This window comes from Streptomyces sp. NPDC006923 (genome assembly GCF_040635655.1).
Lineage (GTDB): Bacteria > Actinomycetota > Actinomycetes > Streptomycetales > Streptomycetaceae > Streptomyces.
This window is the reverse complement of the sequence record NZ_JBEYIF010000003.1, coordinates 421,013-439,417: the sequence shown is the minus strand read 5'-3', so window position 1 is coordinate 439,417 and position 18,405 is coordinate 421,013. Positions and strand designations below refer to the sequence as shown.

Sequence of the window (18,405 nt, the reverse complement as noted above, 5' to 3'; positions counted from 1 at the left end):
CCCGGCGCCAGACCCCGCTCCCCGGCCCAGCCGGATCCGGACGAAAGACCCTGGGCGTGTTCGAAAGGTGCGCCGCCCGGCCCGGCCGCACGGAACAACCGTGTCAAAAATGCTCTACCGGCGGGGCGATGTGCCGGCTTGAACCAGGAATCGTGCCAGGTCAGTGCTCTCCGGAAGGGCGTCGAGCGAGAGGGGCAGCGTAGCGACAGCGCCCTCGTGCAGCACAAGAAGTCGGGTGGCGAGGGTGGCCGGGTGCGAGCAGCCCGCTGAGGCGGCGAGTTCCTTGAACAGGTTCAGCAGCCAGAGCTTCTGGTTCGCGGCGATGCGATGTGCGGGATGCGAGGGGTCCGGGAGTTCCGCCAGTGCGTTGATGAAGGCGCATCCGCGGGTGTTGGTCTCGCTCCAGGTCCGCAGGGCCTCGAAGGGGGCGACGACGGCCTCGGCCGGAGTATCGCCGGCGTCAACGGCGGCACGGACGAGTGACCGCCAGCGCTGGTCGCGTTCCGTGAGATAGGCCGCCACGAGGTGGTCTTTCGAACCGAACTGGTTGTACAGGGTCCGCTTGGTCACGCCCGAGTGCTCGGCGATCAGATCCACGCCGACCGCCGTGATGCCGCGGTTGTAGAACAACTCCTCGGCAGCCGCCACGATGCGGCGGCCGGCCGGCGTCATGGGCCGCGCTTCCGGCACGACAGGCCCCTTCACAGGTCGGTGTACGGTGATGTTCACAGATCAGTATACCTACGAGGAGGTTCAGCGATGGGCGGGTCCGATCTCATGCGAGCGGTGCGCATCGTCAGGCACGGAGGACCGGAGGTCCTTGAGCCGGTGGAGGTCGCCGTCCCCGCCCCTCGGGCAGGGGAGGTGCTGGTCCAGGTCGGCGCGGTGGCGCTGAACAACACCGACCTGTGGACCCGGGAGGGCGCCTACGGCCGTCCGGACGACCCGAGGGCACTGTCGGGCTGGCGAGGCCCGATCGACTTTCCGCGCATCCAGGGCGCCGACGTGGCCGGCCGGGTCGTGGCCGTCGGCACCGGCGTAACGGGGGGCCTCGTGGGACGCCGAGTGGTCGTCGACCCCGCGATCTACGACACCGATGGGCCGGACGCCCACCCGGTGGGTCTGATGGGGAGCGAACGCGACGGCGGATACGCCGAGTATGTGACGGCGCCGGTAGAGCGTGTACACGACGTAACGGAATCTCCGCTCACGGACGAGCAGCTCGCGACGCTGCCGACCGCCTTCGGCACGGCGCTGGGCATGATCGAGCGAGGCCGGCTGCGGAAGGGGGAGACCGCCCTGGTCTCGGGAGCATCCGGCGGCGTCGGCCTCGCGCTGATACAGATCGCCCGTGCACGCGGCGCGAGGGTGATCGCCATCAGCAGTGGACCCAAGATCGACGCGGTACGCGAAGCAGGCGCGCACGACGTCATCGACCGCGCGGGAGACTTCGCCGAGCAATTCCGCGCCGCCGCCCCGGAGGGCATCGACGTCGCACTCGACGTGGTGGCCGGCGAACTGGTCAGCGAGGGGCTGCCGCTGCTGCGCGAAGGAGGCCGGTGGGTCATCGCCGGCGCACTCGGCGGCTACGGCGTGACCTTCGACGTGCGCCGCCTCTACCTGCACAACGCCCAGGTCATCGGCTCCGCGATGCACACGCCCACGCACTTCGACCTCCTCATGGACCTCGCTCGCCGGGCAGAGGTCCAGCCCGTCATCGCCACGGCCTTTCCCCTGCGCGAGGCCGCTCAGGCCCAGGAAGAACTCTCCCGCAGGGAGCACGTGGGAAAGATCGTCATGCACCCCTGAGTTCCCTCCGGTGGATCACGGGCGGAGCCATGAGCGGTCCGCCGCGACGGTGCCTTCGAAGACGCAGGCCCTCTCGCCGTGGCAGGCAGCGACTGAACCGGCTGATCGTCCGCTCGACCTCGGTCGGGCACCCTTCCCGGAATACCCCCTAGGGGTATATTGTTCTGATGGTTCCAGCCAGAGAACGACAGACCGTGCTCCACGGAGGCAGCCATGGACCACCAGACACCACACCCGGTTGAGCAGCCCGGCCGCAGGGGGCCCGCTCACCAGCACGCCGGCCACGCACACGCCGCCCACGGCCGGCCGGGCGGGGGCAACGGCTGGCGCACCGCCGTCCGGGCCACCCTGCACTGCCTCACCGGCTGCGCGGTCGGTGAGGTCCTGGGGATGGTCGTCGGCACCGCGGCCGGCCTGGACAACGCCGCCACCATCGCGCTCTCCGTCGCCCTGGCGTTCGTCTTCGGTTACGCCTTCACGATGCGGGGCGTACTCGGCGCGGGTCTGCCCGTTCGCCGGGCACTGAAGATCGCACTGGCCGCCGACACCGTCTCCATCGCGGCCATGGAAATCATCGACAACGCCGTCATGGTGGCCGTCCCCGGCGCGCTGCACGCGGGCCTGGCCGACGTCCTCTTCTGGGGGTCGCTGACCTTCTCGCTCGCGGTCGCCTTCGTCCTCACCGTCCCGGTGAACCGGTGGCTGATCTCGCACGGCAGGGGCCATGCCGTTGTCCATGCCTAAGACGGTGTCCCGACAGGGATGACCAGTTCGGGGCGGTCCCACAGCACGGCGGGCGGGTTCGCGGGCTCGGTACCGGTCCGCAGGGCACCCACGCTGCGGTAGAAGCCCTCGGCGGGCGGGTGCGAGACCACCCGGACACGGTCGAGTCCGGCGCCGCGCGCCTGGATCCTCATGTGCTCGATGAGCCGTCGCCCGATACCGAGACCCTGGGCGTGGTCGGCGACAAACATCAGGTCGAGTTCGGCCGGGACGAGCACCAGAGCATAGAAGCCGAGCAGCCGGCCCTCGGCGTCGACGGCCAGGAAGACCTGATGGGTCTCGATGTAGTCGGGACCCACCCGATACCCCGCGATCATGGACGCATAGGGCCCCTCGTAGGCACTGGAGCGCTGAATCAGCCTGGTGAGCCGCTTGGCGTCACGCGCGGTCGCCCGTCTGATGGATACGGCCTCGCCACGCACCCCGCCACCCGCACCCGTAACACGCGACGTCATACGGCGAGTATTACGTACGCGAGGTGGCTGCCTCCCACCCGCCCCGCCTTGACCTCGGCAGACAACTCTGTCTAATCTATGCGAGCTCAATGAACAGACTGGTCTACTCAATATCTCGCCGTGCGCCGTCCCGGCCGCCCGTACCCAGCCCACGAAGGAATTTCATGACGAACCTCTCGGCCATCGCGGCGCCCGCGCCATCGACGGAAGGGACCGCCGGCACGCGGCGGCTTCCGCCGAACATCGCGCTGTATGTGCTGGCCTCGATCGTGGTGTCCTTTCTGGCCGCCTCCAGCGCGCCGACTCCGCTCTACGCGGTCTATCAGGCCGAGTGGGGCTTCACCCCCATCACGACCACGGTCGTTTTCGGCGTGTACGCGCTGGCGGTGCTCGCCGGGCTTCTGACGCTCGGCAAGCTGTCCGACCATGTCGGAAGGCGCCCGGTGCTGCTCGCCGCTCTCGGTGTGCAGGCCGCTTCGATGGCCGTGTTCGCCACCGCCGACGGCGTTCCCGCGCTGCTGGTCGCGCGGATCGCCCAGGGGCTGTCGACCGGGGCCGCCCTCGGCGCGATCGGCGCGGGGATGATGGACATCAACCGGCCCAAGGGCACCATCGCCAACGCCGTGGCGCCGGGACTCGGCACGGCGACCGGCGCGCTGGTGTCCGGGCTGGTGGTCCAGTATCTGCCGGCGCCCACACACCTGATCTATCTGGCCCTGCTGGTGGTCTTCGCCCTTCAGGCCGTCGCCGTCTCCCGCATGACGGAGACGGTGACCCGTAAGCCGGGCGCCCTCGCCACCCTCAAGCCGGAGATCAAGCTGCCGCGCGCCGTACGCCGCCCGGTCCTGGTGGCCGCGCCGGTGCTGTTCGCCGTCTGGTCGCTGGCCGGGCTCTACGGATCGCTCGGCCCGGCGCTGGTACGCGGGCTGATCGACTCCTCGTCCGTGGTGTTCGGCGGACTGAGCCTGTTCATCCTCGCCGGAGTCGCGGCGCTCTCGGTCCTGGCGCTGCGGGGCGCGGCGGCGCGGACGGTCATGCTCACCGGCATCCTCGCGCTGATAGCCGGGGTGGCGGTCACGCTCGTCTCGATGGAGGCGGGCTCGGCGACCGGCTTCTTCATCGGCACGGCGATCGCCGGCCTCGGATTCGGCAGCGGCTTCCAGGGCGGCATCCGTACCGTCATGCCCCTGGTCACCGCCCATGAGGGCTCGGGCGTGCTCTCGCTGCTGTACGTCGTGTCCTATCTGGGGATGGGCGGACCGGCGGTGATAGCGGGCTTCCTGGTCGTGCACGCCGGCGGGCTGTTCACCACCGCCCGGGAGTACGGCGTCGCCGTGATGGTCCTCGCCGCGCTGGCTCTCCTCGGGCTGCTTCGCCGGAACTCCGCCCGGCCCGCGGCCATATGATGGACAGTCCTGTCAGGAAGGTGAGAGAGATGACGACCGCCAGCAGGGGCACGGCCAAGCCTTCGGCACGGGAACGGCTGCTCGCCGCCGCGAACGAACTGTTCTACGCGGAGGGCGTGCAGACGGTCGGTATCGACCGGGTCATCGAACACGCGGGGGTGGCCAAGGCGTCGCTGTACAACACCTTCGGCGGCAAGGAGCAACTGATCGGCGCCTACCTCGAATCCCGTCACAGCCGCATGACCGGCCGGATCACGCGCGCGGTCGAACGCCACAACACGCCGCGTGAGCGGCTGCTCGCCATCTTCGACGCGCAGCGCGAACTCTTCGCCGAGCCCGGCTTCCACGGGTGCGCCTTCGCCAGCGCCAGCGCGGAAACCCGGCCGGGCAGCCTGGTCGAGCAGGCCAGCGACACCTACCGGGGCTGGATCCGCGATCTGCTCACGGACCTGGCGCGGCAGGCCGGCGCCGCCGACCCCGGGACCCTGGCCCGGCAGCTCCATCTGCTCTACGACGGCGCCACCCAGGCCGCCCGTATGGACCGTGATCCCTCGTCGGCGGCCACCGCCCGCACGGCGGCGTCCGCACTGGTGGACGCCGCAACGCCACTTTCGTAACGCACCGGAGGGCGATCGCTTCAGCCGGCGGCACCCGGTCGGCGGCCCGGCTGGAGCGTCTGGCCGGGGGCGGACCGAGCCGGATTGACGTGGGTGAAGTCCGCCGGCACTCCGGTGTGCTCCACCCCCTCGTCGTCCTGGTAACGCCACTCGAACGGCACGCCGTGGGCCGTCATCACATCGGGGCCGTCCATGAGCTGGAAGTGCAGGTGCGGCTCCGAGGAGTTGCCGGAGTTCCCGCATTCGGCGAGCTGTTGACCGGCCGTCACCCGGTCTCCCGCGGTCACCCGGAGCGAGCCGCGCCGCAGATGCGCGAACACCGCGTGCACCCCGTCGCCCAGGTCCAGCACGATGTGATTGCCCAGCAGATGACAGGGCCATCCCAGGCCACGCACAAAGCCCTCCAGCAGCAGGAAGGCGAGACCGGGCAGCGACGTCCGGGTCAGATGGTCCCGCTGCCTGGTGGCGGTCGCCACGACCACTCCGTCAGCCGGCGCCAGCAGCGGCATGCCGAACGAGGGAAAGGACCCGGGTCGCCGGAAAAGCGGCCAGAACCGGCTGAAGGACGGTGCGCCGACGCCTTCGAGCGGAGCGTACGTCAGGTCGATGGCATAGGTCTGGGCATGGCTGTGCACATGGCTGGGGACCTTTGTCCCCGGGCCGTTGAGCGCCCTCCAGCGGCCGGTCAGGGGCACCAGGACCGGTACGGGCGGCTGCTCCCGGAGCGGACGCTGGGTGCGTATGAGCGTCCAGCCCATGAGCCAGCCGGCGACGCACAGTCCGACGCCGGTGTACCAGAGCGGACCGATCCCCGCCACGTTGATCAGAATGCACAGCGCTCCGGCGCCCGACACCAGGCCGTAGCGCTTCCACAGCGTCATCAGCATGTCCGTCCCCCGCCCCCGGACACCGCCGGACGAATCGCCTCGGGCCCTTGGCCGCGGGCGCCCTTCAGGGCGACGGTATTCCATCGGCCCTCTGCCGTCACGGGCGTTCCCGCTGCGCTCGGTGGGTCGCGGGGCCGCTGCCGCGCAGCCGCCTGCCGATGTGCGCGGGCATCAGGGGGGCGTGGGCACTGAGGGCCTCCAGGAAGGAGGTGGTGACCGGATCCGGACTGGTGCGGGTGTATCCGGTCAGTTGCCGGACCACAGGCGGGTCGGGGCGCAGGAACGCGCCGGCGAAGCGCGGCGGGATGGTGTTGGCGGGCACGAGTGTGGGGCCGAGCCCGGCCGCGGCGTAACCGACGGCCGAAGGGGCCTGTTCGGTGCGCACCGCGATCCGGGGCCGGAAGCCGGCCTCCGCGCAGGCCCGGTCGAGATAGTCGGAGAGTCCGCTCTCGGGCGTGAAGTGGACCCATTCGCGGTCCGCCAGTTCGGACAACCGGACGTTCGGTGTCTGTGCCGCGACCGCCGCGGGGTCGTCGGCGTGCGTGACGACCAGGAACTCCTCGGTGCCGATGTGGTGTGCGGCGCCCTCCCAGCCGTCGGGCAGCGGGCCCACGGCGACGTCCGCCTGACCGGCGGTCATCGCCTGCCCCATGTCCTGCCATCTGCGGTGCTCGAACAGACGGATACGTACCCCCGGGTGCCGCAGCCGCCACGGACCCAGGACCGTGGGCAGGACACCGGCGCTGATCGAATAGAGCACCGCCAGGTGCAATTCGCCGCTGGAGACACTGGCGGCGCGCCTGGCGTACATGGTGGCGCGCCCCGCCTCGGCCAGGGCGGCACGGGCGTGCGGCAGCATCGACCGGCCGGCCGGGGTGACGCGCACTCCACGAGACAACCGCTCCAGCAGCGGCCCGCCGACTTCGCGTTCCAGTGCCTGCAACTGGTGGGAAAGCCCGGGCTGGGTGACGTTGAGCCTTTCGGCGGCCCGGGTGAACGACCCCTCGTCCACGATCGTCACCAGGTATTCCAGCTGTCGCAGCGTCGCCATGACCTGAGCATATAGAGATGATGCGCAAGAGTTCTTGGACTTATGGATGGATTCAGGGAAACCATGGTTCTGTGCGCTGTCGGTCCGCAAGGGGCCGAACAATGACCGATCCGGTCGGACGTACCGCGAAAACGTACTTCGGTCGCGCCGAACGAGGAGTAAATCATGGCAATCACATCCCCTGAAACGATCACCGTGGGCAACATCGCTCTTTCCTTTCACCGGGCTGCCGCTGCCGTCACCCGTCGCGTCCTGGAGTCGTACGGCCATCGGGTGAACAGCGTCGAAGCCACCCACGAGAAACTGTTCCGCCGCCAGGCGGAAAATGGCGTTGACGTGCTGGTGTCCGCGTGGCTGCCGTCCAGCCACGGCATGTATCTGTCGCGGTACTCGGACCGGGTCAAGGTACTGACGCCGCATTACCGTCCCTATTGCGTCTGGGCGGTGCCGCCTTATGTGCCCGTCGAGGAAGTGCGGAACGTTTCCGATCTGTCCCGGCCCGAAGTCGCCGAGCGTATGACAACAGCCATCGGCGGAATCAACGCCGGCGCCGGTATCAGTCGTTTCTCCGCGACGATGGTGCGCGAGTACGGTCTGGACAGGCTCGGTTACACGTTCGCGCCCGGGACCGAGGACGGCTTCATCGCGCGCGTGGAGCGTGGCATCGCCGCACGTGAATGGTTTGTCATTCCCCTGTGGCGCCCGCAGTACCTCAACCGCCTCCACGCACTGCGGCCGCTCGAAGAGCCCAAGGGCTTGCTGGGCACCGTGGACAACGCCAGCCCGGTCATCCGTCTGGAGGCGCTGGAACGTATCCACCCCGAGGCCGTCGCCCGCCTGGACACCCTGCACATGGGAAACGAAGGTGTCGAGGAGATAGACATGTCGATCAGCGCCGGCGGACTGAGTCCGCTCCAGGCCGCTGATCACTATCTCACCGATCATCACCTCAGGCTCTTCGTCTGACCGGATCCCGCAACCGCCCGCCGGGAATTCCCGCACGGCCGCTGCCCGCCCGGGAGAACGTGGGGGGGCGACCCCTCGCGGTGTCAGTGGGGCCGCACAGCACAGCACAGCACAAAGGTGAATCGATGGAGGACATCCCCTGCGAGCCGTTCGAACGGAGCGGCTGTTCCGAACCCGCCCACGGAGGGGAAAGCGAGGGGAGCGGCAACCATCTGGTCCAGTTGAGCGAAGCCAGCACGCGCATCGGGACAACACTTGATGTCCTGCACACGGCGCAGGAACTGGCGGACTTCACGGTTCCTTTCCTCGCCGACTATGTCGCGGTCGATCTGGCGGAGACCATCCCGCTCGGCGAAGAGCCCAAGTTGAAGCTGGGAACCAACAAGGACGACGAGACGGTATTCCACCGGGCCGCCGCCGCCTCCATCCACGAGGACATTCCGGAGAGCATCTGGCAGAAGGAGGAGCCGGTGTTCGTGCCGCCCGACTCACCCTTCACCCGGGCTTATTTCTCACGGAAGTCCTATCTGGAGCCGGAACTGGATGTGCCGGCATGGGAGACCCACGACCCCGGCCGGGCGGCGAAAATGCGCGAGAACGGCATGCACTCGATGATGATGGTTCCCATCCACGCACGAGGGGTGGTGCTCGGAATCGCCATCTTCCTGCGGACCGACAACCCGTCGCCGTTCGATGTGTCGGACCTGATGCTGGCCGAGAACATTATTTCCCGGGCCGCTCTGTCCTTGGACAATGCCCGCCGTTACGCGCGTGAGCGGGCGGTGGCGCTCGCGCTGCAGCGCAGTCTGCTGCCGTCCACGCTCGCCGGGGGCTCCGCCGTCGAGCTGGCCTCCCGGTACCTCCCCGCGGACACCGAATCCGGGGTGGGCGGCGACTGGTTCGACGTCATCCCGCTGTCCGGCGCGCGGGTGGCGCTCGTGGTGGGGGACGTCGTGGGCCACGGCATCCAGGCGGCGGCGACCATGGGGCGCCTGCGTACCGCCGTACAGAGCCTCGCGGACATGGACCTGCCACCGGACGAACTGCTCACTCATCTGGACCACTTGATCCTCCGCCTCGTCGCGGCCGACGACACAGCGGGGAACACCGCGCAGAGCGCGGCCGGGGCCACCTGTCTGTATGTCGTCTACGACCCGGTGACGCGGCACTGCGCCATGGCGCGCGCGGGCCACCTGCCGCCGGCGGTCGTCGACCCCGACGGTCACGTCAGTTACCCGGATCTCCCCGCCGGTCCCCCGCTCGGACTCGGATCCATTCACACCGTGCCCTACGTCGCCATCGACATGACCCTTCGGGAGGGCAGCCTGATCGCCCTCTACACCGACGGCCTCGTCGAGAGCCGCGACGAAGACATCGATGTGGGCATGGATCGCCTGGCGGCCGTTCTCGGCCGGCCGGACCACTCCCTCGGGCAACTCTGCGCCGGCGCCGTCGGCATGCTGTCGGCCAGAAGGCAGCCGGACGATGTGGCGCTGCTGCTGGCCGCCACCCGGGTGATCAGTTCCAGCCGGACATCCTCCTGGGATCTGCCCGCTCTCGACCCGTCCCTCGTCGGTGAGGCACGCGCCAGGACGCGTCGTCAGCTGGCGAAGTGGAGCCTGAGCGAACTCGAGGTCGCGGCGGAGGTGGTCGTGAGCGAGCTGGTCACCAACGCCATCGTGCACGGCTCGGGGCCGGTCCGGCTGCGGCTCATCCGGGACCAGGTGCTGATCTGCGAAGTCTCCGACAACAGCGGCAGCCTGCCGCGCCAGAGACAGGCCAACGCCACGGACGAGAACGGCCGTGGTCTCTTCCTCGTCACTCATCTGTGCAGCCGATGGGGGAGCAGGTGGACTCCGGATGGCAAGATCATCTGGGCCGAACTCGACCTCCCGCCCAACCACCGTTGACCACGGCGGGGCGCACCTGCCGTCGGCACTACGACGAGATCCCGTCGAGGCCGACCGATAGGTTGGGGCGACGATCCGAGGGGCCGCGGAGGGGGGGAGTCCAGTGGCAGAACAACCGCGGGAATGGGTGCGGGTGCCGGTGGGTGACGACGCGAGCCGGTGGACCACCCGGGGTCTGTGCCGACGGGTGCTGCTCGTGGTGCACAACGTCACGGCCGCGACCCGGCTGCTCGACGTGTTCCCTCTCTTCCGTGATGATCTGCGCGTCCAATTGCTCGCGTCCTGTACGGGCTCATCGCCCTTCCAGAGCGGCGTGAAGGAATTGCTCGATTCGATCGGCGTACCGGTACTGCCCTGGGAACAAGCCGTGAGTACCCCGGTGGATCTCGCCATCTCAGCCAGCCTGGGAGGCCAACTCGCCTCCATACGTGGGGAATTAGCCGTTATTTCGCATGGCATCGGGTACAACAAGACACTGCGCCCGGTCTCCGGCGCGCCCGGCGACAACCCCGTGTTCGGTCTGGCCCCGGAATGGCTGCTGGCCGACGGCAAACCGATCGCGGACGCCTTGGTCTTCTCGCACCCCGAACAGATCGAGCGGCTGAATGCTGCCTGTCCCGAGGCCGTCCCGACGGCGGTGCTCGGCGGCGACCCGTGTTTCGACCGTATTCTGGCTGCCCGGCGCCACCGGGAGCGGTACCGCAGGGCGCTGGGTGTGCGGCAGGGCCAGCGCCTGGTGCTGCTGAACTCGACCTGGAACCCGGATTCGCTGTTCGGCGACCGCGGATCCGACGACGTACTGCCCCTGATACTGAGGCGGTTGACATCGGATCTGCCCGTGGATGAATACCGGGTCGCGGCCGTGCTCCATCCGAATATCTGGGCCGGGCACGGCCCCGGGCAGGTGCGGCTGTGGCTGGACCGGGCCAGACGAGCGGGTCTGGCGGTCGTGGATCCGCTGGCCGGCTGGCGGCAGGCACTGCTCGCCGCCGACCTGGTGATCGGCGATTTCGGTACCGTCAGTTACTACGCCGCCGCCCTGGGCACGCCTGTGCTGCTCGGATCGGCGTCCCTGGACGGCCTCGGGCCGACCTCGCCCGTCGCGGAGTTCGTCCGCACCGCTCCCCGGCTCGATCCCTACGCGCCGCTGCTTCCGCAGTTCGAGCACCAACTGGCCACGCACCGGCCACCGCGCGGGCCGGCCGAGATGACCACGTCGGCCCCCGGCCAGTCGGCGTCCCTGCTGCGGAGCCTGTTCTACGGGATGATCGGCATCCCGGAGCCCTCCGGACCCGCACTGCTCGACCCGCTGCCCCTGCCTCCCTACGAACCCGCCCCGCACACCGCGCCGCTGCGCGTCATCACCCGCGTCGGGGAGGACGGCGCGGTCGAGGTCCGCCGGTACTCCGAGCCCCCGGCCGAACCCGACGGGCCGGGCGAGAGCCATCTGGCCGTGCACGAGGACAGCCTCGACCCCGGCATGCTGGACCTCGCCGACATCATCTGGCGCCAGGGCGAGGCGCACGACCCCCGCCTCGGTCCCCCGCAGCAGTGGGCGGCTGAGATCCTCGCTCACTACCCGGGCTGCTCACTGGCCGCCTATGTCACCGGCCCACGTACCTGCGCGGTCCGGCACCGCAACGGTCTGCGGGGCGAACTCAGCGGCCATCCCGGAGCCGACCCCGCGCTGTACGCGTCGGCCTTCCTCGCCCACGCGGCCAGCGGGGCGACCGGGGAGTTCACCGTACGCACGGGGACGGGCGAACACCGGATCCGATCACGCCTGTCCGGCCAGGCACTGCCGGCGGATGACATCAAGGTAGTCGAGGTGGATGGCGGCCTTCTGTCCGCCGAGGAGCGGAGCGGCCTCATCGACCAGCCGTAGCGCGGCGGCATAGTCGCCCGCATCGCGCTCGGTCTCGGCCCGATCGGTCAGCACCCGGGCCTCGTTGTACGGCTCGGTGGTATCCAGGGCCCGGAAGAAGTCCAGCGCGGCATCGAGCCGCTGCCTGGCCGGCGCGAACCGGCCGAGACCGCGCAGGGCTCGACCGCGATGGCGTTCCAGCAAGGCACGCGCCCGGGGCAGGTGCCTCGCGTCCCGGTCCGTGGCGGCAATGCCGTCCAGCACCCGGCCCGCGGCGTCGAACGACTCCAGCGCGGCCGCGAACCGCCACTGACGCAGTCGCAGCAGGCCCAGCGACTCGATCACGGTTGCCTGACCCCGGAGATGGCCGGCCCGTGCCTCCGCGTCGGCGGCCAGCTCCAGTTCACGTTCCGCCTCGCCGTAGCAACTCGGCGTCTCCATCAGGGCGAAAGCCAGTTGAGTGTGCATCCGGCCTGCCATCGCCGTCCCCGGGAGGTGCCGTTCCGCAGCGCGCGCCCCGGCGCGCAGGGCCGGCAGCACGGCCTCGTGGCGGCCCGCCTTGAGCTGGACGGCCCACAACGCCTCAGTACCCCGGCACGCGGTGTTGAAGTCCCCGAACTCCTCGGCGGCCAGCACGCTCTCCACCAGATTGCCCAACTCGGCGGTCAGCGCACCGATCGCGGCACCCTCGTCCTCATAGTCTCCCGGACCCAGTTCGTCGAAGAGCGGGTCGACGTGCGGGCGTTCCCGCAGCGCGGCGAAGTCGGCCCGAACGGCGAAGCGCACGTAATACTCGACGGTCCTGGCCACCGCGGCGGCGCACCGCGCGAGTCCGTCCTCCCGGGCGGCAGCCTCGACCGCGTGCGCGCGAATCGCGGGGCGGAAGCGGAATCTCACGTCGGCAAGCTCCTCCAGCAACTGCCGCTCGGCCAGCTCCGCCAGCATGCGCCCCGCCGCTTCCTCACTCACCCCCGCCGCAGCGGCGACCGGCGCGGCGGTGAGCGCGGGCCAGGGCCGCAGCGAGGCCATCCGGTACAGCCGGGCCAGCTCCGGCGACAACTGCCGGTACAGGTCCTCCGTGACCGACCGGACCGGCTCCCCTCCCCCGCCCGCACCAGGCACCGGGACGGCGAGATACGGAACCATGGCACGCAGCGCGAGCGGCGACCCGGCACACCGTTCCAGCACTCCTGGGAGCGTGGCTTTGGCAGCCGCCAGGGTCTGCTTGGTCACCAGTTGACTCAGCAGCCGCCGCGCGTCCCGGTCCGCCAACGGCCCGACCGGAACCGGCACGGCGTCCAGACCGGTCAGCGGGCGTCGGGCCACCACGATCGTGAACACACCGGGAGCCCCAGTGATCAGCGGTCGGACCTGAGCAGCGGACTGCGCGTGATCCAGGACCACAAGTAACCGCCTGCCGCTCAGGAGCGTACGGAAGCGTTCAGCCCGGTCCTCCGTGGCGGGCGGGATGTGCTCCGCCGCGACGTGCAGCTTCAGCAGGAAATCCCGCAACAGCACCGCGGCGGTCGGAGCCGTGCCCGCCGACGCCCCGCGCAGATCCGCGTACAGGGTGCCGTCCGGGTAACGGCCTGACTCCTGGGCCCCGAAGTAGGCGGGCACCTCGCTGCTGCCGAAACCCTCGGGCCCGAACACGACCGCCAGCCGCGGCCGGCCGTCCGCCTTCCGCGCCGCCTCCTTGCGCAACAGCGCCAGCGCCTCTTTCCGGTCGGTGAAGAACCGGACCGGTGCCCGCAGGAGCTGGGGAGCGGGACCGTCCACCACCCCGTCGTCCGGCAGACCGCTCATCAGCGAACCCAGCACCTGGGCCTGGCCAGGATTACGCCGCGCCTCCGCCACGAGGATCCGGGCCACGGCCTCCCGCTCCGCCTGCCCGGCCGGAGCCGGTACCTCCCGCCCCGCCACCCTGGCCACCATCCCCCCGACAGCCTCGCTCAGCCGCCGACCGGACTCATTGGCCATCCCCGCGCTGACCGCCCCAAGGAATGCCATTACCGCCGACATGGACAGCGGATCAATCACGCCACAACCCCCGGCTCCTCGTCGCGCCGATGCCGGCGCGGCACCAGCCCCCTCGACTCCGCACCACCGTAGCCCGCGCCGATCTCCCGCGCCGACAGATGGCGCCAGTGATGCGCGATTGCCGGTCTCCCGAACGCGCGGCGAGGCCAGTCATGGAGGAATTTCGCATCGCGGGGTCACCCGACGCGCATCAGGACCGCGACTTTCCGTGGCCCCCCATGAGCTGAACCAACAGCACGTCGCTCAGCTCGAACCGATGCGCACGGTCTCCGCCGAAAATCCCCTCGTCCCCACGCCGTGCTGGGTGGCGGGGTTGGATCGATACTGGACCCGAACGGGCAACCGCCATCCGGCATTCCTCCCGCCCCAAGGAGCTGACCATGCGTCAGGGAAGTCGGTGTCCGGTCGGCGCCGGCACCGCGGAACGCCGCTTCGGGCCACCGTGGAACGCCAGGCTCACAGAGTGGACACAGGCCGCCTGACCTGCGGAGACCATGGTCAGAGACAGAGCCGCCAGCCTACCGGGGAGACACTCATGAAAATGCTGATCAATGTGCCGGAGACCGTGGTCGCGGACGCCCTGCGCGGGCTGGCCGCGGCGCACCCCGAACTCTCCGTCGATGTCGACAACCGCGTCGTGGTGCGGGGAGACGCGCCCGTCGCCGGGAAGGTCGGGCTGGTCTCCGGGGGCGGGTCCGGGCACGAGCCGCTGCACGCCGGGTTCGTCGGTCCCGGGATGCTCTCCGCCGCCTGCCCCGGGGAGGTGTTCACGTCCCCCGTGCCCGACCAGATGGTGCGGGCCGCCGCGGCCGTCGACAGTGGCGCCGGAGTGCTGTTCGTCATCAAGAACTACACCGGCGACGTCCTGAACTTCGACATGGCCGCCGAGCTGGCCGAGGACGAGGGCATTCAGGTCGCGAAGGTGCTGGTCAACGATGACGTGGCGGTGACGGACAGCCTCTACACAGCCGGGCGGCGCGGTACGGGCGCGACGCTGTTCGTCGAGAAGCTGGCGGGCGCGGCGGCCGAGGAGGGCGCGCCGCTGGAGCGGGTCGAGGCGATCGGGAGGCAGGTGAATGAGAGCTCCCGCAGTTTCGGTGTCGCTCTCAACGCCGTCACGACCCCGGCCAAGGGCAGCCCGACCTTCGACCTGCCCGAGGGCGAGCTGGAACTGGGCATCGGCATCCATGGCGAGCCGGGGCGGGAGCGGCGGGCGATGATGACCTCGCGTGAGATCGCCGACTTCGCCGTGAACGCCGTCCTGGAGGACCTGCGGCCGTCGGGACCGGTGCTCGCGCTGGTGAACGGCATGGGCGGCACCCCGTTGCTGGAGCTCTACGGTTTCAACGCCGAGGTGCAGCGGGTGCTGAGGGAGCGGGGTGTGCCGGTGGCCCGTACGCTCGTCGGCAACTACGTGACCTCGCTGGACATGGCGGGCTGCTCGGTGACCCTGTGCCAGGTCGACGAGGAGTTGCTGCGGCTCTGGGACGCGCCCGTGGAGACCGCGGCGCTCCGCTGGGGCCGCTGAGGGCTGTCCCGTCGTCCCGGCGGGCTCGCGACGACGGCCACGGCACCGCGCCGCGGCGCCGGAACGCCTCCCTACGTTCTGTATGAGGACGTACGTTCCGTATGAGGACGCCCCCCGAACGGCACGGTCCGCGCGAGGGGCCCGGTGCCTCTCCATCCGCTGTCCGGCCCCGCTCGCCGGCCGCCCCGAGTGCAGGATCCTCACCCGCCGTCGAGGTGGCCGGGGCTGTCGCGGTGCGTGTGATCGCACGGCGGAGGAGCATTCTCGTACCGGACGTATTTAAATAACGTCGACAGCGCAGCGCGTGTGCGTACCGGGCGTCACGGACCAGGGGGGTTTCGAGAGCACGTCCCGGGGCCGCTGGGTTGGCAGGTTTGGCAGGGACGGCAGGGAACGACCCAGGTCGCGAGGAGATCACGTGCCCGTTCAGGAACCCGAAAAGACGTTTGACGCCGGCTTCTTCCGCCGCTGGCTGACGACCGCCGCCGCCGCGGTGGAGCGGGAGGCGGACCGGCTCACCGCGCTGGATTCGGCCATCGGCGACGCCGACCACGGCAGCAATATGCTGCGCGGCTTCCGGGCCGTCACGGCCGTGCTGGAGAGGGAGTCGCCGGCCGCCCCGGGAGCGGTACTGGTCCTGGCCGGCCGGCAGCTCATCTCGACGGTGGGCGGCGCGTCCGGGCCGCTGTACGGGACGCTGCTGCGGCGCGCCGGCAAGGCACTCGGCGACTCGCCCGAGGTCACGCCCGCGGAGTTGACGGAGGCCCTGCGCACGGGCGTGGCGGCGGTGGCCCAACTGGGCGGGGCGAAGGCCGGCGACAAGACGATGCTGGACGCGCTGGAGCCGGCGGTCGAGGCGCTCGGTGCGTCCTTCGCGGCCGCGGCGGAGGCCGCCGACCGGGGCGCGCTGGCGACGGTACCGCTCCAGGCGCGCAAGGGCAGGGCGAGTTATCTCGGGGAACGGAGCATCGGGCACCAGGACCCCGGCGCCACGTCCGCCGCTCTGCTGATCGCCGCTCTCGCCGAGACCGCCGCGACCGGGGAAGTGACGGAATGAGTCTGAAGCATCCGGTCGGCATCGTGCTGGTGTCGCACAGCGCCGCGGTCGCCGCGGCCGTCGTGGAGCTGGCCACGGGGCTGGCGGGCGGCGCCACGACGGCTCCGGTGGCGGCGGCCGGCGGCACCCCGGACGGCGGGCTGGGCACCAGCTCCGAACTGGTCGCGGCGGCGGCCGCGCGGGTGGACCGTGGCGCGGGCGTCGCGATTCTGGTGGATCTCGGCAGCGCCGTGTTGACGGTGAAGGCGCTCCTCGCCGAGGGTGACGAACTGCCCGCGGGGACCCGGCTGATCGACGCCCCGTTCGTGGAGGGCGCGGTGGCCGCCACGGTCACCGCCGGGGCGGGCGGGGACCTGGACGCGGTGGAGGCCGCGGCGGTGGAGGCGTACCAGTACCGCAAGGTCTGAGTCCTGATGCGCGGCCGGTGGCGCCGAGCCGCCGGCCGGGTCACCCGCCGGGCACGGCCGGAACGGCACACCGTGGTGGCGATCCGGTCTTCGTCACGCAGGGATAGGGATACTGAGCTGTCACAGAAGGTGGGCGCCTTCGGCGCCCGGCAGCGAGGACCCCGAGAGGCGAGCATGGCGAACTCAGCAGGACCGGAGACCGGCACACCGGAAGGAAACAGTCCGTTCCACTTACCCGGGCCCCGGGCGCGGCACGCCGTGGTCATCGGCGGAAGCATCGCCGGCCTGCTGGCGGCCCGGGCGCTCGGCGCCCACGCGGACCGGGTGACCATCGTCGAGCGTGACCGTTTCCCCGAGGGTCCCGAGCCACGGCCGGGGGTCCCGCAGAGCCGCCACACCCATGTCCTGCTGGAGGGCGGGCAGCGGGCGCTGGAATCGCTGCTCCCCGGGATCCTCAGCGAGCTGCACGAGCACGGCGCGCCCCGGCTGGGCATGCCCAACGACCTTGTGCAGTGGCAGGCCAGCCGCTTCTACCGGCGCACCAGCCCCACCGCCCATATCCTCACCGGCTCCCGGCCCGTACTGGAGTGGCTGGTACGGCGGCGGGTGCTGGCCGAACCGGGCATCACCGCGCTGGAAGGCAAGGAGGTCGTGGGGCTGCTCGGCGACTCGGCGCGGGTCCGGGGCGTTCTGCTGCGCGAGCGCGGCACGCTCACCCGCCGCACCGCGCGGCCGCTGGACGCCGATCTGGTCGTGGACGCCTCGGGCCGCGGCTCCCGCGCCCCCGGCTGGCTGGCCGGGATCGGCGCGGAGCCGCCCCGTGAGGAGACGCTCGACACCGGTCTCGCCTATGCGACCCGGGTCTATCGCGCCGGGGAGGACACCGAGGGCCCGGACTGCCTCGGCTACTACTTCATGGCGGGCCGCGACCACGTCTACGGCGGTGTGGCGCTTCCCATCGAGGGCGGCCGACATCTGGTCACCCTCTCCGGGCTGCGCGGCAGTGAACCGCCCTCGGACGAGGCCGCCTTCACCGATTTCGCGGCCCGGCTCCCCCACCCGGTGCTGCACGAGTGGCTGCTGAGGGCGAAGCCCGAATCGCCCGTGCACGCGTTCCGCTCGACGGCCAATGTCCGCCGCCGGTACGACCGTCCGGGCCGTCGTCCGGCCGGCTTCCTCGCCACCGGTGACGCGCTGTGCGCCTTCAATCCGGTGTACGGGCAGGGCATGGCGGTCGCCGCGCTCAGCGCGCTCGCGCTGCGCGACGCTCTCGCCGCCCGGCGCCGTACACCGACGACCAGGCGTCTGCAGCGGAGCCTGCTCAAGGCGTCCCAGCAGGCCTGGGACATCGCCTCCGGGGCCGACAGGGAGCTGCCGGGTGCCACCGGCGACGCGGCCAGGACGCGTGCGGTGGACCGGCCCGCGGCCTGGTATCTCGCACGGGTGCAGGATCGCGCCCCCGGCAATCCGGTCGTCGGCGCGGCGTTCCGCGCCGCGTTCTCCCTGACCGCTCCGGTCAGCGTGCTCTTCACCCCGCGCGTCATGGGAGCGGTGCTGTTCGGTACGGTCCGGCCGGCACCGGCCGAGCCGCCGATGCGTCCGGAGCGCGCCACCGGCTGAGGCCG

At 70.7% G+C, this 18,405-nt stretch carries 16 protein-coding genes; 11 read left to right on the top strand and 5 right to left on the bottom strand.

Going from position 1 to position 18,405, the window contains the following annotated elements; genetic code table 11:
• Window positions 1–114 precede the first annotated feature (114 nt).
• Complete coding sequence (locus tag ABZ707_RS07880) at window positions 115–672, bottom strand: TetR/AcrR family transcriptional regulator (RefSeq protein ID WP_360169904.1); 558 nt, start codon at window positions 670–672, stop codon at window positions 115–117.
• A gap of 87 nt (window positions 673–759) precedes the next feature.
• Here ABZ707_RS07880 and ABZ707_RS07875 point away from each other — a divergent pair, with 87 nt between their 5' ends.
• Window positions 760–1,809 carry a zinc-binding dehydrogenase gene (locus ABZ707_RS07875; protein WP_360169516.1) on the top strand — a complete coding sequence of 350 codons (1,050 nt, stop codon included), beginning with the start codon at window positions 760–762 and terminating at the stop codon, window positions 1,807–1,809.
• A gap of 213 nt (window positions 1,810–2,022) precedes the next feature.
• The gene (locus ABZ707_RS07870) at window positions 2,023–2,553 is read left to right on the top strand and encodes a DUF4396 domain-containing protein (protein ID WP_360169513.1); all 531 of its coding nucleotides are present in this window, start codon (window positions 2,023–2,025) and stop codon (window positions 2,551–2,553) included.
• Here the strand turns inward: ABZ707_RS07870 and ABZ707_RS07865 are convergent.
• Window positions 2,550–3,047 (bottom strand): GNAT family N-acetyltransferase, encoded by a 498-nt coding sequence (locus ABZ707_RS07865; RefSeq protein ID WP_360169510.1) that lies wholly within the window; start codon window positions 3,045–3,047, stop codon window positions 2,550–2,552. The two genes, ABZ707_RS07870 and ABZ707_RS07865, sit on opposite strands and share 4 nt — an antisense overlap.
• A 164-nt stretch (window positions 3,048–3,211) precedes the next feature.
• Between ABZ707_RS07865 and ABZ707_RS07860 the strand changes: the two genes are divergently transcribed.
• Together ABZ707_RS07860 and ABZ707_RS07855 are read left to right on the top strand one after the other, a co-directional pair.
• Entirely contained in the window at window positions 3,212–4,453 is a 1,242-nt protein-coding gene (locus ABZ707_RS07860) for an MFS transporter (RefSeq protein ID WP_360169507.1), read from the top strand.
• Window positions 4,454–4,482: 29 nt separating this feature from the next.
• On the top strand, window positions 4,483–5,070 hold the full coding sequence (locus tag ABZ707_RS07855; RefSeq protein WP_360169504.1) for a TetR/AcrR family transcriptional regulator: 588 nt from the start codon (window positions 4,483–4,485) through the stop codon (window positions 5,068–5,070).
• Between the two features lie 20 nt (window positions 5,071–5,090).
• On the opposite strand, the gene ABZ707_RS07850 is transcribed toward ABZ707_RS07855, so the two are convergent.
• Together ABZ707_RS07850 and ABZ707_RS07845 are read right to left on the bottom strand one after the other, a co-directional pair.
• A complete protein-coding gene (locus ABZ707_RS07850; protein ID WP_360169501.1) occupies window positions 5,091–5,957 on the bottom strand; it encodes a M23 family metallopeptidase in 867 nt (288 codons plus the stop codon).
• 97 nt (window positions 5,958–6,054) lie between these two features.
• On the bottom strand, window positions 6,055–7,008 hold the full coding sequence (locus ABZ707_RS07845) for a LysR family transcriptional regulator (protein WP_360169498.1): 954 nt from the start codon (window positions 7,006–7,008) through the stop codon (window positions 6,055–6,057).
• Between the two features lie 165 nt (window positions 7,009–7,173).
• Between ABZ707_RS07845 and ABZ707_RS07840 the strand changes: the two genes are divergently transcribed.
• From ABZ707_RS07840 to ABZ707_RS07830, 3 genes are all read left to right on the top strand, one after another.
• Complete coding sequence (locus ABZ707_RS07840; RefSeq protein ID WP_360169495.1) at window positions 7,174–7,974, top strand: glycine betaine ABC transporter substrate-binding protein; 801 nt, start codon at window positions 7,174–7,176, stop codon at window positions 7,972–7,974.
• Window positions 7,975–8,099: 125 nt separating this feature from the next.
• Window positions 8,100–9,884: a SpoIIE family protein phosphatase gene (locus ABZ707_RS07835; protein WP_360169492.1), complete on the top strand. Its 1,785-nt coding sequence runs from the start codon at window positions 8,100–8,102 to the stop codon at window positions 9,882–9,884.
• A gap of 103 nt (window positions 9,885–9,987) precedes the next feature.
• Window positions 9,988–11,769: a hypothetical protein gene (locus tag ABZ707_RS07830; protein WP_360169490.1), complete on the top strand. Its 1,782-nt coding sequence runs from the start codon at window positions 9,988–9,990 to the stop codon at window positions 11,767–11,769.
• Here ABZ707_RS07830 and ABZ707_RS07825 read toward each other — a convergent pair.
• On the bottom strand, window positions 11,662–13,788 hold the full coding sequence (locus ABZ707_RS07825; protein ID WP_360169487.1) for a tetratricopeptide repeat protein: 2,127 nt from the start codon (window positions 13,786–13,788) through the stop codon (window positions 11,662–11,664). The genes ABZ707_RS07830 and ABZ707_RS07825 overlap by 108 nt on opposite strands.
• 535 nt (window positions 13,789–14,323) lie before the next feature.
• On the opposite strand from ABZ707_RS07825, the gene dhaK reads away from it, so the two are divergent.
• The 4 genes from dhaK (at window position 14,324) to ABZ707_RS07805 (ending at window position 18,400) form a co-directional block, all read left to right on the top strand.
• Window positions 14,324–15,316, top strand: a complete 993-nt coding sequence (gene dhaK, locus ABZ707_RS07820) for a dihydroxyacetone kinase subunit DhaK (protein WP_360169484.1) — start codon at window positions 14,324–14,326, stop codon at window positions 15,314–15,316.
• Between the two features lie 418 nt (window positions 15,317–15,734).
• Entirely contained in the window at window positions 15,735–16,373 is a 639-nt protein-coding gene (gene dhaL / locus ABZ707_RS07815) for a dihydroxyacetone kinase subunit DhaL (RefSeq protein WP_360169481.1), read from the top strand.
• Complete coding sequence (locus tag ABZ707_RS07810) at window positions 16,370–16,780, top strand: PTS fructose transporter subunit IIA (RefSeq protein WP_360169478.1); 411 nt, start codon at window positions 16,370–16,372, stop codon at window positions 16,778–16,780. Before dhaL ends, ABZ707_RS07810 begins: the two co-directional genes overlap by 4 nt.
• 174 nt (window positions 16,781–16,954) lie before the next feature.
• On the top strand, window positions 16,955–18,400 hold the full coding sequence (locus tag ABZ707_RS07805) for an FAD-dependent monooxygenase (protein WP_360169476.1): 1,446 nt from the start codon (window positions 16,955–16,957) through the stop codon (window positions 18,398–18,400).
• Window positions 18,401–18,405 lie beyond the last annotated feature (5 nt).

Coding starts and splice junctions, on each gene's coding strand:
- ABZ707_RS07855 (WP_360169504.1), top strand. CDS start 4,483: ATGACGACCGCCAGCAGGGGCACGGCCAAGCCTTCGGCACGGGAACGG.
- ABZ707_RS07880 (WP_360169904.1), bottom strand. CDS start 672: ATGACGCCGGCCGGCCGCCGCATCGTGGCGGCTGCCGAGGAGTTGTTC.
- ABZ707_RS07865 (WP_360169510.1), bottom strand. CDS start 3,047: ATGACGTCGCGTGTTACGGGTGCGGGTGGCGGGGTGCGTGGCGAGGCC.
- ABZ707_RS07870 (WP_360169513.1), top strand. CDS start 2,023: ATGGACCACCAGACACCACACCCGGTTGAGCAGCCCGGCCGCAGGGGG.
- ABZ707_RS07860 (WP_360169507.1), top strand. CDS start 3,212: ATGACGAACCTCTCGGCCATCGCGGCGCCCGCGCCATCGACGGAAGGG.
- ABZ707_RS07850 (WP_360169501.1), bottom strand. CDS start 5,957: ATGCTGATGACGCTGTGGAAGCGCTACGGCCTGGTGTCGGGCGCCGGA.
- ABZ707_RS07810 (WP_360169478.1), top strand. CDS start 16,370: ATGAGTCTGAAGCATCCGGTCGGCATCGTGCTGGTGTCGCACAGCGCC.
- ABZ707_RS07875 (WP_360169516.1), top strand. CDS start 760: ATGGGCGGGTCCGATCTCATGCGAGCGGTGCGCATCGTCAGGCACGGA.
- ABZ707_RS07845 (WP_360169498.1), bottom strand. CDS start 7,008: ATGGCGACGCTGCGACAGCTGGAATACCTGGTGACGATCGTGGACGAG.
- dhaK (WP_360169484.1), top strand. CDS start 14,324: ATGAAAATGCTGATCAATGTGCCGGAGACCGTGGTCGCGGACGCCCTG.
- ABZ707_RS07835 (WP_360169492.1), top strand. CDS start 8,100: ATGGAGGACATCCCCTGCGAGCCGTTCGAACGGAGCGGCTGTTCCGAA.
- ABZ707_RS07840 (WP_360169495.1), top strand. CDS start 7,174: ATGGCAATCACATCCCCTGAAACGATCACCGTGGGCAACATCGCTCTT.
- ABZ707_RS07805 (WP_360169476.1), top strand. CDS start 16,955: ATGGCGAACTCAGCAGGACCGGAGACCGGCACACCGGAAGGAAACAGT.